Below are 13,520 nucleotides of genomic sequence, written 5' to 3' on the forward strand. Positions count from 1 at the left end.
CTCAGTCCAGCTGCCCCTTCGGCGCCTGGATCAGCCCGTGCCCGCAGTCCAGAACCGTCTGCCCCGGCACAAGCCCCTGCCGCGTGACCGTGCCGATCAGCTTCGCCGCAAGGCTCTGCGCGGTGACACGCTCGCCCTCGCCGCGCATCTGCTCCACCCAGAGCGCCGCCACCCCCGCCGCGTGGGCCGCCGCCATCGAACTGCCGTTCAGCGACCTCAGCCCGCCGCCCAGGCTGGCCGAGATGATGCCCACCCCCGGCGCCACCAGCGCGGGCCCGGCGTTGGAGAAGACCGCGGGCTCCAGCCCCTCAGGCCCCGGCCCGCAGGCGCCCACCGCCAGCACGTGGCGGGCCGCCGCGGGCGCCGCCGGCCCGGTCTCGAAATCCGGAGAGATCACCCGCAGGCTGTCGTTGCCGATGGCCCCCAGCAGCAGCGGGCCCTTGGCGGCGCAGATCATCTGCATCACCAGCTCGAAGATCCGCAAGTTGCCGCGATAGGCGTTCACCGCTGCCGTGTTTGCCTGCACCCGCGGATAGCCCTCGGCGGTCAGCGCCTCCACCTGCGCGGCGATGTCGAAACTCAGCGCAAAGACCGCGATGTCCACCTCTGCCCCGGCGGCCCAGAGCACCGCCTGCATGAACCCGTCCGACCGCCCCATGCCGTTGTCCGCCAGCGTCTTGACGACGAACAGATCCTCGACCCCGCGCGCCACCCCGATCCGCGTGCCGCCCAGGTCGCGGCCAAGGATCGTCCCGGCCATATGCGTGCCATGGCCGTTCGCATCGCCCACGCCTGTCCCGACGAAATCCTTGGTGATCAGACGCACCCCGGCAAAGGCCGGGTGCTTGCGGTCGATGCCGGTGTCCAGAAGCGCCAGCCGAACCCCGTGCCCCGTGGCATTGGTCCAGTCCGCGCCCACCGCGTGCAGGCCCCAGCCGGGCACCGCGTCCTCCGCCCTCAGGTCGTCCAGCGGTTCGGGATTGACGATCCGGGTCGGCATCACCGGCGCCACCGTCAGGCAGGTCGGGTCGCGCACCAGGTCGCGCAGCTCGGCGGGGCTGAGGTCGACGGATTCGATCAGCGGGTCGGACGCGGCCTCCGGCGCCCGCGGTGCCACCGAGGCACTCAGCGGCACGGATGGCCGACGCCAATTGTCGGCCCTGTCGCGCAGCACGATGAATCTGGACATCAAATCCCCGGGACAAAATCTCTGTCCACAGGCTACATCCGCGGGCGACGGGCCGGAACGGTGTCCGCGTGAATGGCGCGTTAAAAAAGACGCCAACCGGCGTCAGAGCGCCCGCACCCCCGGGCCGGGCGCCGCGTCAGGGCGGGGATCAGGGCCGGGATCGGGGTCAGCGAACCGGGGCGCAGGCCGCCCCGGCACATCACGCGATGCGCCCCTCAGACCAGGCCCTTCTGACGGAACAGGCCCATGACGTTGGCCTCCGGACGCGGTCCCATGTGGCCGATCACCTCGCGCGCGGCGACGGTGCCCATGCGGCCGGCGGTGGCCATGTCGCGCCCGGTCGCCAGACCGTAAAGGAAACCGGCAGCGAACTGGTCGCCTGCCCCGGTCGCATCCACCGGCACGATCTTTTCCACCGGGACGTCCGTCCGCGTGCCGTCCCGCAGCACAGACACGCCGTCGCCCGACCGGGTGCAGACCACCAGCGGGCAGATCGCGCCCACCGCCTTCAGGTCGGCCTCGAGGTTGTCGTTGCCGTAGAGCGACCGGATCTCCGCCTCATTGCCGATGACATAGTCCATCTCGTGCTCGATCAGCCGCAGGAAATCTTCCCGGTGCCGTTCCACGCAGAACGGGTCGGAGATCGCGATGCCCACCTTGCCGCCCGCCGCCCGGCAGGACCGCGCCGCCTTCAGGAAGGCCTCTTTCCCCTTGTCCTTGTCGAAGAGGTAGCCTTCGAGGAACAGGATCTCCGCCTCCGCGGCCACCTCCTCCGAGACATCCTCCGGCGCCAGCTCGGCCGAGATCCCGAGGTAGGTGTTCATCGACCGCTCCCCGTCGGGCGAGACGAAGATCATCGAACGCGAGGTCGGCAGCTCGCCGCCCGCCACCGGCGGGTTGACGAAATCGGTGCCGTCGTCGGCCATGGCATCGGCGTAGAACCGGCCAAGCGCGTCGTCCCGCACCCGCCCGATGAACCCGGTCCTGAGCCCCATGGCGCCGATCCCGGCCAGCGTGTTGGCGACAGAGCCGCCGGGCGCCTCCACCCGGTCCTTCATCGCGCCGTAAAGGTGTTCCGCGCGTTCGCGCTCCACCAGTTGCATGATGCCCTTCTGGATGCCCATGAGGTCGAGGAACCTGTCGCTCTCCCGGGTCAGCACATCGACGATGGCGTTGCCGATCCCGACAACCTGGTACTTCTTCATGAGGTCTTACTCCTGCAGGATGGCATCCGCGCGGCGGGCAAGGCCCCGGGCCGGGCGGCTCAGGGTGCACGCCACCGGAAGGACGTCCATCCGGGTGGAAATTTCAGTCAGGTCGATCTGCGCAAAGGACGCGCCCCGGACATCCGCCCGTCCGGTAAGCCCGACAACCGCACCCGCCTTCCGCCAACCGCCGTCCGTTCCACGAACAGCGGCACGACAGGCCCCGGTCCCCGGTGCCGGCGGCACCCGGTGGGGCACGTTCACGCGATGGCTCATGCGGTCTTTTCCTCGAACGGGCAGAGATCGTTTATGAGACACGCCTTGCATTTCGGTTTACGCGCCACGCAGATGTAGCGCCCGTGCAGGATCAGCCAGTGATGCGCGTGCTGCTGGAAATCCACCGGCACGTGATCCTCGATGGCCCGCTCCACGGCGACCACGTCCTTGCCCGGACAGATCCCCGTCCGGTTGCCGACCCGGAAGATATGCGTGTCCACCGCCTGCGCCGGGTAATGCCACCACATGTTCAGCACGACATTCGCCGTCTTCCGCCCCACACCGGGCAGCGATTCCAGCGCGGCGCGCGAACAGGGCACCTCGCCGCCGTACTCCTCCACGAGGATGCGCGACAGCTTGATGACGTTCTTCGCCTTGTTGCGGAACAGCCCGATCGTCTTGATGTGCTCGATCAGCCCCTCTTCGCCCAGCGCCAGCATCTTCTCCGGCGTGTCCGCCACGGCGAACAGCCCCGCCGTCGCCTTGTTCACGCCCGCGTCCGTCGCCTGCGCCGACAGCGCCACCGCGACCACCAGCGTGTAGGCGTTCACGTGGTTCAGTTCGCCCTTCGGCTCGGCCTCCGCCGCCCGGAAGCGCGAGAACACCTCACGCAGGGTGTGATAATCCATCTGCCTGGCCATGAAACCGTCATGCCCGCTCGCGCGCCCGCCCGCAAGCACCGCGCCGCCCCCCGCCCTTCATCTTGGCAAAAATACCTCTGGGGGGCCGAAGGCGGGGGCAGCGCCCCCTCCGCCCCGAAGGATCCCGCGCCGCCCGGACAGGCCGGGCCCAAAACCGCAAGAAACGGGCTGCGCAGCCCCCGCGCCCCACGCTATCTTCCCCCCAAAGGAGCCAGCGCCATGCCCAGGGACGACACCGAAAGCTACCACTACCACGTCATGGCCCGCGCCATCGAGGCGGTCGACCGCCTCGGGCCGAAGGCCACCCTCGACCAGCTCGCGGCCGAGATGCGCATGTCGCCCGCCCACTTCCAGCGGCTCTTCAGCCAGTGGGCGGGCGTTTCGCCGAAGCGGCTGCAGCAGTACTTCACCCTGGGCCACGCCAAGGCGCTGCTGCAGGACCGTTTCACCACGCTGGAAACCGCGCTCGCCACCGGGCTCTCCGGCGGCGGCCGCCTGCACGACCTCTTCCTCAGGTGGGAGGCGATGAGCCCCGGCGACTTCGCCCGCGGCGGGCTGGGGCTCACCATCTACTGGGGCTGGTTCGAAAGCCCCTTCGGCCCGGCGCTCGTCATGGGCACCGACAAGGGCATCTGCGGCATCGCCTTCTCGGCGGAAACGACCGAGGAACACGCCATGCAGGACCTCACCGGCCGCTGGCCCAACGCCACCTATGTCGAGGACCCGATGCGCCTGCGCCCCTGGGTGATCGCCGCCTTCGGCCAGCAGGCCGAGGGGCCGGTGCCGCTCTTCCTGATCGGCGCGCCCTTCCAGATCAAGGTCTGGGAGGCCCTCATGCGCATCCCCTCCGGCCATGTCACCACCTACTCGGAAATCGCCGAGGCCATCGGCCATCCGAAGGCCGTGCGCGCCGTGGGCACCGCCGTGGGCCGCAACCCGATCAGCTTCCTGATCCCCTGCCACCGCGCCCTGCGCAAATCCGGCGGGCTCGGCGGCTACCACTGGGGCATCCCGGTGAAACGCGCGCTGCTGGCATGGGAATCGGCGCGGCTCGAAGCCTGAGCAGCCCCTTGCAGACCCGGCCAGCGCCCCTAAACTCCGCCCCACCCGGAGGAGGAGCGCCCATGCCGCAGGACCTGATCGCCGCCATAAAGGAGCAGGAGCGCGCCCTCGTGCTCCCCGCCTTCAACGAGGACACGGCCTTTGCCATCGGCTGCGCCCTGCGCGAGCGCGCGCAGGCCATCGCCGCCCCCGTCTCCATCGAGATACGCTCCTCCGCCCGCCGCTATTTCTTTACGACGCTGCCCGGCGCCACGCCCAACAACGAGGAATGGGGCCGCCGCAAGGGCAACACCGTGCTCCGGACGTGGAAGTCCTCCATGCGGGTCGGGCTGGAACTCGAACGCTCCGGGCGCGTGCAATGGCCCGACGCCGGTCTGCCCTACGAGGACTTTGTCGACCACGGCGGCGGCTTTCCGGTCACGCTCCGCGGGATGGGCGTGATCGCCGCCATCGCCGTTTCCGGCCTGCCCTCGGTCGAGGATCACCAGTTGGCGACCGCCACCCTCGCCGCGCACCTCGGCATGGCGGAGATTCCGCTGCCAAGACCGGACTGACCCGGAAGGGGCCGGTCACATCTTGCGCAGATACGCCTCCGAGACGAAGCCGCGCAGCCCCATCGCCCGGTCCAGCCCCACTTCGCACCACTTGGTCGCCCCCGTGCGCTGGCAGTCCAGCACCCGGACCACCGTGCCGTTCGGCAGGCCGACGATCACCACGTAACCCGTGCCCGGACCTTCCCGCATCTTCAGCATGTCGTCGCCTTCGACGCCGAAGACCTCGTAGCGTTCCCGCCACTGTGCCGCCGCGGGGGTTGCCCCCGCCAGAACCAGCGCCGCCGCCACGGCGGGCACCATCGCCCCAAGGATCACCTTGCGCATGCCATTACTCCTGCTCGATGTCGTCTTGTTGTTCTTGCGCGCAGTCTAGCCCGCGCGCGCGCCGCTGGAAACCGTGCCGGAACGCAAACGCGCGGGGAATTGCGCGCCGCCAATACCGTTGATCGAAACGCCCCTCCCGGCGCACCATGGCGCATCGCCCGCCGCCCGTCCCGACCCGCAAGGACACCTCCGCCATGACCCGCCGCACGCATTACCTCGGGCCGCTGACCGACAGCAGCCGCTGGGATGCCGTCACGCTCCGGCCAGACGACGTGATCGTCGTGACCCCGCCCAAATGCGGCACGACATGGATGCAGACCATCGTTGCGCTTCTGCTCTCCGGCGATCCGGAGGTCGAGACGGAGCTGGCGATCCGCATGCCGTGGATCGACATCAGGCATCGCGACATCGCAGAGGTCACCGCACGGCTCGACGCGATGCCGCACCGCCGCAGCATGAAAAGCCACACGCCGCTGGACGGGCTGCCTCTGGACGACCACGCGCAGTACATCTGCGTGTTCCGGCATCCACTGGATGTGCATGTCTCGTTCAGCAAACACGTCCGCAACATTCCCGTCCCGTGGTTCGACGACTGGTATCCGCAGGACGACAGGGCGGGCCTGACCTTCCGCCATTTCCTTGAGGGCGCGCCGGACGGCTACGACTGCGATGCCGTGCCGCTGGCCCATATCCTCAGGCATTACGAGGCCGCCCGCGCGCTGGCCGGACGGCCAAACGTCGCGCTCTTCCATTATGCCGACATGACGCGGGACCTGTCGGGGACGTTCGAACGGGTGGCGGCACTTCTCGGCACGCCGCACCCCGCGCCGCTGATGGCGCGGCTTGCCGGGGTCGCCACCTTCGACAACATGAAGCGGAACGCCGCCCGCTATGCCCCCTCGGGCGGCAAGGGATTCATGAGGTCCGATTCCGATTTCTTCCATCGCGGCACCCACGGCCAATGGCAGGGTGTGCTGACCGATGAGGAACTGGCCGCCTATGACGCCATGATGGACGCCCGCCTGTCCCCGGAAGACCGGTTTTGGCTGGAGAACGGGGCAGGGCGCGCGGTCCCGCGCTGAACGATCACGATTCGGCTTCGGGCGTCAGCCCAGGCTTGCACCGCAACATGGCGCCTGCCGCCTCGCGCGACGCCCCCGGCCCGCGCCATGCGAAGTGCCGAGAGGGCGCGGTCCGGACCTTTGCGCCATGCGACGACTCTCCGGCCGCCGTCTCGTACCGGGGCAAAGCCTCACCCGGGGCCCCGCTTCCGGAGGGCCATCCGCGACAAGTCTTTCAGCCTGCAACGGTTCCGCGTGATCTGCCGCTTTTCTGGGTTAACCAATTGTTAATAAAAGAGGTTTCGCCGCGAAACCTCCCGTTCCTTGCCAGCGGGTGGCAATTTGCCGCCACCCATCCGCGAAAGAGTGGATTTTCTCGGGAACCTTGCCCCTCCCTGTGGCATTAAGCCTTCAGGACAACAACGCGCCCTCGAAAGGTGCGCCAGAAACTACGAGAGGCAATGAGAGACATCATGATCCGTTCGTCCATCCTTCTTTCCACCGTGGCCGCGCTTGGCCTGTCCGCCTGCACCACCGGCGGCGCGCTCTTCGACGAGAACGACCCGAACCGCCAGGCCAAGACCGGCGCCCTGGCCGGTGCCGCCACCGGTGCCGTCGCGGGCCGTCTGGCCGCCGGCAACGGCGACGTGGGCGAGCGCAACCGCTCCGTTCTGGCCGGCGCCCTGATCGGTGCCGCCGCAGGCGCCGCCATCGGCAACCAGCTCGACAAGCAGGAAGCCGAACTGCGCCAGCAGCTCGGTTCCCAGGTCGATATCCGCAACACCGGCGACCGCCTGATCGTGACCATGCCGCAGGACATCCTGTTCGCCACCGACAGCGCCACCCTGAGCGGCGGCCTGCTGGGCGACATTCAGGACGTGGCCCAGTCGATCCTGCGCTACCCGAACACCACGACGCAGATCATCGGCCACACCGACTCCGATGGCGACGCGGCCTACAACCTCTCGCTGTCGCAGCGCCGGGCTCAGGCCGTGGCCAACGTCTTCCTCGCGCAGAACGTGCCCGCCAGCCGCATTCAGGTCATCGGCCGCGGCGAGGACCAGCCCATCGCGTCCAACCTGACGCCGCAGGGCAAGCAGCAGAACCGCCGGGTGGAAATCGTCATCCTGCCGAACGCGACCTGACCCTCCGGATATCCGTCCGACGGGCACTCCGATGCCCTCCCGAAGCGCCGTGGCCTTGCCGCGGCGCTTTTTCGTTTATGTTGTGAGGCGACTGCAATTTTTCGCGCGGGTTCCGCCGCGAAACCCCAGACAGGAGACACCATGCCCGATCTGAAGCTTGTCGGCCTCTGCGGCGCCCTCCGCGCCGCCTCCACCAACCGGCTGCTGCTGAACGAGGCCGCCCGCCGCTTCGGCCCTGCGGAGTACACCGAACTGGACCTGCGCTTCCCGCTCTATGACGCCGACATCGAGAACGGCCCCGGCATCCCGGAGGAGGTCCAGCAGGCCGCCGACCGGATCGCCGCCGCCGATGCGGTGATCGTCGCCTCGCCGGAGTACAACAAGGGCATCACCGGGGTGCTGAAGAACGCGCTGGACTGGATCAGCCGGACCGAGGGCAACCCGTGGCGGGACAAGCCCGTGGCGCTGGTCTCTGCTGCTGCCGGCATGGCCGGGGGGCCGCGGTCGCAGGCGCAGGCGCGGCTCTGCCTGATCCCCTTCCGCCCGCACCTCCTGCCCGGGCCGGAGGTCATGGTCGGCCAGACCTCCACCAAGTGGGACGAGGATGGCCGCCTCAAGGACGAGACGGGGATCAAGCTGCTGACCGAGCTCATGGAGGATCTGCGCAGGCTGGCGGAAGCCAAGCGCGGCTGAATCAGGCGCGTGGGGCCCCGTCCCGGCACATCGGCGTGAAGATCGGGTCAAGCCTGCGCGCGGTGCGGGCGGGCAGGGTGCCGCGGGTTTTGGCGGGGCTCTGACCTTGCGGGGGCGAGGATCTTCGCCGCAGAGGCAGCCGGAAGGCGCGTCACCAAGGCCCGGAGGTCCATGCATGGGGGAGGTCATCGGGCCAGGACGCCCCCTCAGGCAGCCGGACAAGCCGCCCGCTCTCTGGACGCCACCCGCTGCCGCCGCTAATCCACGAGGGTCGAGGAGCCGCCCATGCAGGACAACCCCACCGAACCGCAGATCAGGACGGACGTGCTGGACCCGGCGCGTGCCGGGGCGCTGGCCGCTACGCTCGGGCTGGAGGCGACCTTTGCCGAGGGCACACCTCTGCCGCCGTTCTTTCACCAGATCTATTTCTGGGACGCCCGTCCGCTCGAGGCCCTTGGCCGCGACGGTCATCCGGCGGTCGGCGACGCGCTGATCCCGGCCTTCGGCCTGCCGCGGCGCATGTGGGCCGGTGGCGCGCTGGAGTTCCTTGCCCCGCTGCGGGCCGGGCGGCCAGCCGAGAAACGCTCCTCCCGCGTCAGCACGTCCCGCAAGACGGGGCGAAGCGGGCCGCTGGCCTTCGTCACGCTGCACCACGAGATCTGGCAGGAGGGGACGCTCTGCGTGCGCGAGGCGCAGGACCTGGTCTACCGCGCCGACGCGGCACCGGATGCGCCCGGACCGGTGGCGCCCCGGGCGCCCGAGGGCGCGGCGGGGTCGACCGAAGTGCGCTTCGACCCGACGCTGCTGTTCCGGTATTCCGCGCTGACCTTCAACGGCCACCGTATCCACTACGATCCGGCCTATGCCCGGGAGGTCGAGGGTTACGACGGGCTGGTCGTGCACGGCCCGCTACTGGCGCAGAAGCTGCTCCTGTGGGCGGAGGAGGCGGGGCCGGTTGCGACCTTCCGGTTCAGGGGCACCTCGGCCCTGATTGTGCACGAGGCGGCAGAGCTGTGCCGTGACGGCGCCCGGATGTGGGTGCGCGGACCGGACGGACGGCAGGTCATGACGGCAGAGGTGAACACGGGCCAAACTGTGTGAACGCAGGGTTAACGGCCTGTCAAAGTTTCCCCCTCCCTACCGCCCTCCAACCTGAAGCGATTCGGAAAATATAGGGTTGATGCGGGGCGGATGAGGCGGCACGCCCGCTCAGGGCTCAGGGCTCAGGGCTCAGGGCTCAGGGCTCAGGGCTCAGGGCTCAGGGCTCAGGGCTCAGGGCTCAGGGCTCAGGGCTCAGGGCTCAGGGCTCAGGGCTCAGGGCTCAGGGCTCAGGGCTCAGGGCTCAGGGCTCAGGGCTCAGGGCTCAGGGCTCAGGGCTCAGGGCTCAGGGCTCAGGGCTCAGGGCTCAGGGCTCAGGGCTCAGGGCTCAGGGCTCAGGGCTCAGGGCTCAGGGCTCAGGGCTCAGGGCTCAGGGCTCAGGGCTCAGGGCTCAGGGCTCAGGGCTCAGGGCTCAGGGCTCAGGGCTCAGGGCTCAGGGCTCAGGGCTGGCCCTGCGGCGCGCTGTCCGCACCCGCGCCAGACTGCAAAACCTTCGACGCAAAGGGATACTTCAAATCCGGAACGGCTCGCGACCGAGGGGCGACGCTCCCCATGGGCCGTGGCCGTTCCGCAGCTGGTTCCGGACGTTGCCGCGCAGGAGGTCGCGGCTGGTGTCCGGTCTTCTGTCAGGTCCGCCCGGTTCGGAACCTTGCCGGGAGGCGCTTCGGTGTGCCGCGTTCAGCGCGGACATGTGTCACGTTCGTTGAACCGGGCCTGCGCCCTTCCGGGGGCCGACCGTCCCGGCCCGCAAGAACGCTTGCGGGGGGCAGGGGCGGTTCCGACCTCGTCAGAGGCTCTGGCCCTTCGGTCATCGAACGCGGTGCCGAGCGGTTGCCCGATCAGCAGCCGGTGCCGTGGACAACCACGCGCACCGTCTTCAGCAGGACGCGGAGGTCCGTGACGAAGGACAGGTCGCGCAGGTAGTCGGTGTCGAAACGGGCGCGCTCGGAGAAGCTCGACTCGTTGCGGACCGAGGTCTGCCAGAAACCGGTGATGCCGGGGCGCAGCGAGTAGTAGGCGGTGCCCGGGTAGATCTCGCGCTGGTTCAGCATCATCGGACGCGGACCGACCAGGGACATGTCGCCCACAAGCACGTTGAGGAGCTGCGGCAGCTCGTCGATCGAGGTCTTGCGGATGATCCGCCCGATCGCCGTGATCCGCGGGTCGCGGCGCAGCTTCTGGGTGAGATCCCATTCCATGCGCGCTTCGGGATTGGCGGCGAGGTAGGCGCTGAGCTGGGCGTCGGCGTCCGGCACCATGCTGCGCAGCTTCCACATGCGGAAGGTGCGGCCGTTCCGGCCGACCCGCTGCTGGCTGTAGAAGGGCCCGTGCCCGTCGAGCATGACGAGGCCGGCGAAGATCAGGGTGAGCAGGACGGCGGGCAGCGCGACCAGCAGGACCAGCGTAATATCGAGCGCGCGTTTCAGCACGTCGCGGTACGGGGTGGCCCCAATGTTGCAGAAAAGCGTTTCGTCAATGAGCGCTTCGAATTTCGCCGTCGGCAACGGCTGACGAATATGCAGTGTCATGATGACCTCCTGTGCGTCGTGAAAGACGGGGAGGCACACCGGCAGTGATCCAGTTTTTCGGCATAGCTTCGCTGTCGCGCAGAATGCGCGTTACACAACACCGGGCCGTTTCAGGCGACGGTCAGATTACCGATAACATTTCAAGGCAGATCGCAGCAGACGTACCTCAATACTCCCAAAGTGGAAGCACCAACCCCCAAGTGCCGTGGAAAGTGGAACTGGGCAGAAGTATGTCAGAACCACGCGACAAGGCTCTTATGCCCCCGGGCTAAAATCCGGTCAACAAACGCTTTTTCATACACTTTCTGGTTGATCTGGCTTGTTGGGAGGTGCCCGAAAACACCCGGAATTTCGCATGATTTCGTCTACACGATTAGGTTGCGTGGTATCCTAACGAGTATCATCGAAGTGGTATTTTTTGGGCCTTACGTCGCAAAAGGATAGGTCAAATTTCACGGACGAATATGACGCGATTGCGCGTCATCAGTTGACAATAATCCGGTCAATATATGCAGTTTTGCGATACTGTCATTCTGCTTTGCGGCGTGGAGGCAGGATGGATCGGGAAATCGTTTCCCGTTTGGAAACCTGACCCCGGGTAAAAGCCGGTCTGGGGGCCTGAAACGTGCTGATCGCACACAGTTGACCGAACACCCGTAACGCGCGCGTGATCGAGGGGTGTAAAACAATTCCCGGGAGAGCACTTTTGATCACGGAATGTTACAGAGGCCCGGAATGCGTGAGAATCGGTGCCCGAATCGCACCCGATCTCCGCCGCATTTCCGCCCGAATCTGCCCTTCGGCTGCCTTTTTCCCGGTTCCGCAGGGGCCAATTGTGGCAAGCCTCCGCCGGGGGCTGAGTTGAAAGACCTGTGGCCTGCGGATATGTCGTCCCAGACAGTTTCCACCGCGAGGGGCGCGCTGACATGGCCAATCACCTGCACCACGGCGATCTGCCTGACGACCTCGACCTCGGGCCGGTGGTGGCGATCGACTGCGAGACGATGGGCCTGCATCCCCACCGCGACCGGCTGTGTGTCGTGCAGCTGTCGGCGGGGGACGGGAATGCGCACCTCGTGCAGGTGGCGCGCGGCCAGACCGAGGCGCCCAACCTTGCCCGGCTGCTTGCGGACCCGGACGTGCTGAAGCTGTTCCACTTCGGGCGGTTCGACATCGCCGCCATGTACAATGCCTTCGGGGCGCTCGCCGCGCCGGTCTACTGCACCAAGATCGCCAGCCGGCTGGTACGCACCTACACCGACCGCCACGGGCTGAAGTCGCTGACCCAGGAACTGCTGGGCGTCGATATCTCGAAACAGCAGCAGTCGTCGGACTGGGGGGCGGAGACGCTGACCGACGCGCAGAAGGACTATGCCGCCTCGGACGTTCTGCACCTCCACCGGCTGCGCACCGTGCTGGACGCGATGCTGGAGCGCGAGGGCCGGACGGAGATCGCCCAGGCCTGTTTCGACTTCCTGCCGGCGCGGGCAAAGCTGGATCTGGCAGGCTGGCCCGATACGGACATCTTTGCCCATGTCTGAAACCGCATCTTCGCGAAAGTCTGACCGCCAGGCGCCCAAGCCCTGTGCCGCGTCCGCCGTGTGGCGCCGCCGCAGCGCGGGGGCCTGAGCCATGGCCCGGGCGAGCGGGGGCTATTCCCGCCTGATCGCGTGGCTCAAGATCCTCCTGCCGATCGCCGCGCTGGCGATGCTGTCGACGATCTTCCTTCTGGCCTCCGACCGGGAGGTGCTGGAGAACGTGCCCTTCGCCGAGGCGCTGCGGCAGGGCGAGACCGCCACCGAAGGGGTGTCCGACCCCTATTACTCCGGCACCACGCGCGACGGCGGCCTGCTGACCATGACGGCGCGCCGGGCCTGGCCGCTGGAGGATGGCGACATCCTGGCCGACCGGTACTCTGCCCGGATGCAGATGGAGGACGGGTCGGTCATCCAGCTCGACTCCAGCAAGGCGACGATGCGGGAGGGCGAACGGAAGGCCTACCTCGACGATGGCGTTCGCATTGAAAGCTCGCTGGGCTATGTGCTCACGACGAATGCGATGGTCAGTGCGCTCGACTCCGTGAACGCCGAAAGCCTCGGCCCGGTGGAGGGCAACGGACCGGCGGAAGAGCTGGAAGCGGGCCGCATGGTCATTGCCCCGGCGGACGAGGATGGCGCGGTGCAAATCCACTTCACCGGCGGCGTGAAGATGATATACCGGCCCGCAGACAAGGAAGTTGACGAATGACCAAGGCATTTTTCGCGGCGATCTGCATGGCCCTTATCCCGGCCATGACGCTGGCGCAGTCGCAGGTGTCTTTCGGCGGGGGCGGTCAGGACACCAGTGCACCGGTCGAGGTCACGGCGGATTCCCTGTCGGTGAACCAGTCGGACGGCACGGCGCTTTACACCGGCAACGTGGTGATCGTTCAGGGCGACATGCGTCTTGCCGCGCCGCGCGTGCTGGTGATCTATTCCGAAGAACGGTCCGAGATCACCCGGATGGAGGCGACCGGCGGCGTCATCGTGGTGCGCGGCGAGGAAGCCGCCGAAGGCGAACGCGCCGACTACAACATAGATGACGGCCAGATCGTCATGTCCGGCAACGTGCTGGTGACGCAGGGCGACAGTGCGATGACCTCGGAACGGATGGTGGTCAACCTCGAGGACGGCACGGCGCAGATGTCCGGCCGCGTGAAGACCGTGTTGCAGCAGGGCAGCCAGGACGGGGGCCAGTAACGCGG

14 protein-coding genes are annotated in these 13,520 nt (G+C 67.8%); 9 read left to right on the plus strand and 5 right to left on the minus strand.

Annotated features, from left to right (window positions below):
- Position 1: 1 nt before the first annotated feature.
- The 3 genes from CDO87_RS11170 to nth all read right to left on the minus strand — a co-directional run bounded on the left by CDO87_RS11170 (position 2) and on the right by nth (position 3,311).
- Positions 2-1,189 (minus strand): S8 family serine peptidase, encoded by a 1,188-nt coding sequence (locus tag CDO87_RS11170; protein ID WP_100928853.1) that lies wholly within the window; start codon positions 1,187-1,189, stop codon positions 2-4.
- Between the two features lie 215 nt (positions 1,190-1,404).
- Complete coding sequence (locus CDO87_RS11175) at positions 1,405-2,394, minus strand: adenosine kinase (protein WP_100928854.1); 990 nt, start codon at positions 2,392-2,394, stop codon at positions 1,405-1,407.
- Positions 2,395-2,666: 272 nt separating this feature from the next.
- Positions 2,667-3,311 (minus strand): endonuclease III, encoded by a 645-nt coding sequence (gene nth, locus CDO87_RS11185; protein ID WP_100928856.1) that lies wholly within the window; start codon positions 3,309-3,311, stop codon positions 2,667-2,669.
- 219 nt (positions 3,312-3,530) lie between these two features.
- On the opposite strand from nth, the gene CDO87_RS11190 reads away from it, so the two are divergent.
- Positions 3,531-4,373, plus strand: a complete 843-nt coding sequence (locus CDO87_RS11190; protein ID WP_100928857.1) for a methylated-DNA--[protein]-cysteine S-methyltransferase — start codon at positions 3,531-3,533, stop codon at positions 4,371-4,373.
- 62 nt (positions 4,374-4,435) lie between these two features.
- Positions 4,436-4,927 (plus strand): heme-degrading domain-containing protein, encoded by a 492-nt coding sequence (locus tag CDO87_RS11195; RefSeq protein WP_100928858.1) that lies wholly within the window; start codon positions 4,436-4,438, stop codon positions 4,925-4,927.
- A 15-nt stretch (positions 4,928-4,942) separates the two neighbouring features.
- On the opposite strand, the gene CDO87_RS11200 is transcribed toward CDO87_RS11195, so the two are convergent.
- Positions 4,943-5,251, minus strand: a complete 309-nt coding sequence (locus CDO87_RS11200) for an SH3 domain-containing protein (protein WP_100928859.1) — start codon at positions 5,249-5,251, stop codon at positions 4,943-4,945.
- A gap of 194 nt (positions 5,252-5,445) precedes the next feature.
- Here CDO87_RS11200 and CDO87_RS11205 point away from each other — a divergent pair, with 194 nt between their 5' ends.
- From CDO87_RS11205 to CDO87_RS11220, 4 genes are all read left to right on the plus strand, one after another.
- Complete coding sequence (locus CDO87_RS11205; protein WP_157814972.1) at positions 5,446-6,333, plus strand: sulfotransferase domain-containing protein; 888 nt, start codon at positions 5,446-5,448, stop codon at positions 6,331-6,333.
- A 452-nt stretch (positions 6,334-6,785) separates the two neighbouring features.
- Entirely contained in the window at positions 6,786-7,457 is a 672-nt protein-coding gene (locus CDO87_RS11210; protein WP_198521698.1) for an OmpA family protein, read from the plus strand.
- 141 nt (positions 7,458-7,598) lie between these two features.
- The gene (locus CDO87_RS11215; protein ID WP_100928862.1) at positions 7,599-8,150 is read left to right on the plus strand and encodes an NADPH-dependent FMN reductase; all 552 of its coding nucleotides are present in this window, start codon (positions 7,599-7,601) and stop codon (positions 8,148-8,150) included.
- 285 nt (positions 8,151-8,435) lie between these two features.
- Positions 8,436-9,251 (plus strand): acyl dehydratase, encoded by an 816-nt coding sequence (locus tag CDO87_RS11220; protein ID WP_100928863.1) that lies wholly within the window; start codon positions 8,436-8,438, stop codon positions 9,249-9,251.
- A gap of 836 nt (positions 9,252-10,087) precedes the next feature.
- Here the strand turns inward: CDO87_RS11220 and CDO87_RS11225 are convergent.
- On the minus strand, positions 10,088-10,777 hold the full coding sequence (locus CDO87_RS11225; protein WP_100928864.1) for a sugar transferase: 690 nt from the start codon (positions 10,775-10,777) through the stop codon (positions 10,088-10,090).
- Positions 10,778-11,703: 926 nt separating this feature from the next.
- Between CDO87_RS11225 and CDO87_RS11230 the strand changes: the two genes are divergently transcribed.
- From CDO87_RS11230 to lptA, 3 genes are all read left to right on the plus strand, one after another.
- Positions 11,704-12,318, plus strand: coding sequence for a ribonuclease D (locus CDO87_RS11230; RefSeq protein WP_100928865.1), 615 nt, complete (start codon positions 11,704-11,706; stop codon positions 12,316-12,318).
- Between the two features lie 91 nt (positions 12,319-12,409).
- Positions 12,410-13,024, plus strand: coding sequence for a hypothetical protein (locus CDO87_RS11235; RefSeq protein ID WP_100928866.1), 615 nt, complete (start codon positions 12,410-12,412; stop codon positions 13,022-13,024).
- Positions 13,021-13,515, plus strand: a complete 495-nt coding sequence (gene lptA, locus CDO87_RS11240; RefSeq protein ID WP_100928867.1) for a lipopolysaccharide transport periplasmic protein LptA — start codon at positions 13,021-13,023, stop codon at positions 13,513-13,515. The genes CDO87_RS11235 and lptA overlap by 4 nt, the downstream gene beginning before the upstream one ends.
- Positions 13,516-13,520 lie beyond the last annotated feature (5 nt).

Source organism: Sagittula sp. P11 (assembly GCF_002814095.1).
Lineage (GTDB): Bacteria > Pseudomonadota > Alphaproteobacteria > Rhodobacterales > Rhodobacteraceae > Sagittula.

Excerpts from the sequence above, each read along its gene's own strand:
- CDO87_RS11230 (WP_100928865.1), top strand. The coding sequence starts at position 11,704 with ATGGCCAATCACCTGCACCACGGCGATCTGCCTGACGACCTCGACCTC.
- CDO87_RS11175 (WP_100928854.1), bottom strand. The coding sequence starts at position 2,394 with ATGAAGAAGTACCAGGTTGTCGGGATCGGCAACGCCATCGTCGATGTG.
- lptA (WP_100928867.1), top strand. The coding sequence starts at position 13,021 with ATGACCAAGGCATTTTTCGCGGCGATCTGCATGGCCCTTATCCCGGCC.
- CDO87_RS11190 (WP_100928857.1), top strand. The coding sequence starts at position 3,531 with ATGCCCAGGGACGACACCGAAAGCTACCACTACCACGTCATGGCCCGC.
- CDO87_RS11215 (WP_100928862.1), top strand. The coding sequence starts at position 7,599 with ATGCCCGATCTGAAGCTTGTCGGCCTCTGCGGCGCCCTCCGCGCCGCC.
- CDO87_RS11170 (WP_100928853.1), bottom strand. The coding sequence starts at position 1,189 with ATGTCCAGATTCATCGTGCTGCGCGACAGGGCCGACAATTGGCGTCGG.
- CDO87_RS11200 (WP_100928859.1), bottom strand. The coding sequence starts at position 5,251 with ATGCGCAAGGTGATCCTTGGGGCGATGGTGCCCGCCGTGGCGGCGGCG.
- CDO87_RS11210 (WP_198521698.1), top strand. The coding sequence starts at position 6,786 with ATGATCCGTTCGTCCATCCTTCTTTCCACCGTGGCCGCGCTTGGCCTG.
- CDO87_RS11195 (WP_100928858.1), top strand. The coding sequence starts at position 4,436 with ATGCCGCAGGACCTGATCGCCGCCATAAAGGAGCAGGAGCGCGCCCTC.
- CDO87_RS11235 (WP_100928866.1), top strand. The coding sequence starts at position 12,410 with ATGGCCCGGGCGAGCGGGGGCTATTCCCGCCTGATCGCGTGGCTCAAG.
- nth (WP_100928856.1), bottom strand. The coding sequence starts at position 3,311 with ATGGCCAGGCAGATGGATTATCACACCCTGCGTGAGGTGTTCTCGCGC.
- CDO87_RS11205 (WP_157814972.1), top strand. The coding sequence starts at position 5,446 with ATGACCCGCCGCACGCATTACCTCGGGCCGCTGACCGACAGCAGCCGC.
- CDO87_RS11220 (WP_100928863.1), top strand. The coding sequence starts at position 8,436 with ATGCAGGACAACCCCACCGAACCGCAGATCAGGACGGACGTGCTGGAC.
- CDO87_RS11225 (WP_100928864.1), bottom strand. The coding sequence starts at position 10,777 with ATGACACTGCATATTCGTCAGCCGTTGCCGACGGCGAAATTCGAAGCG.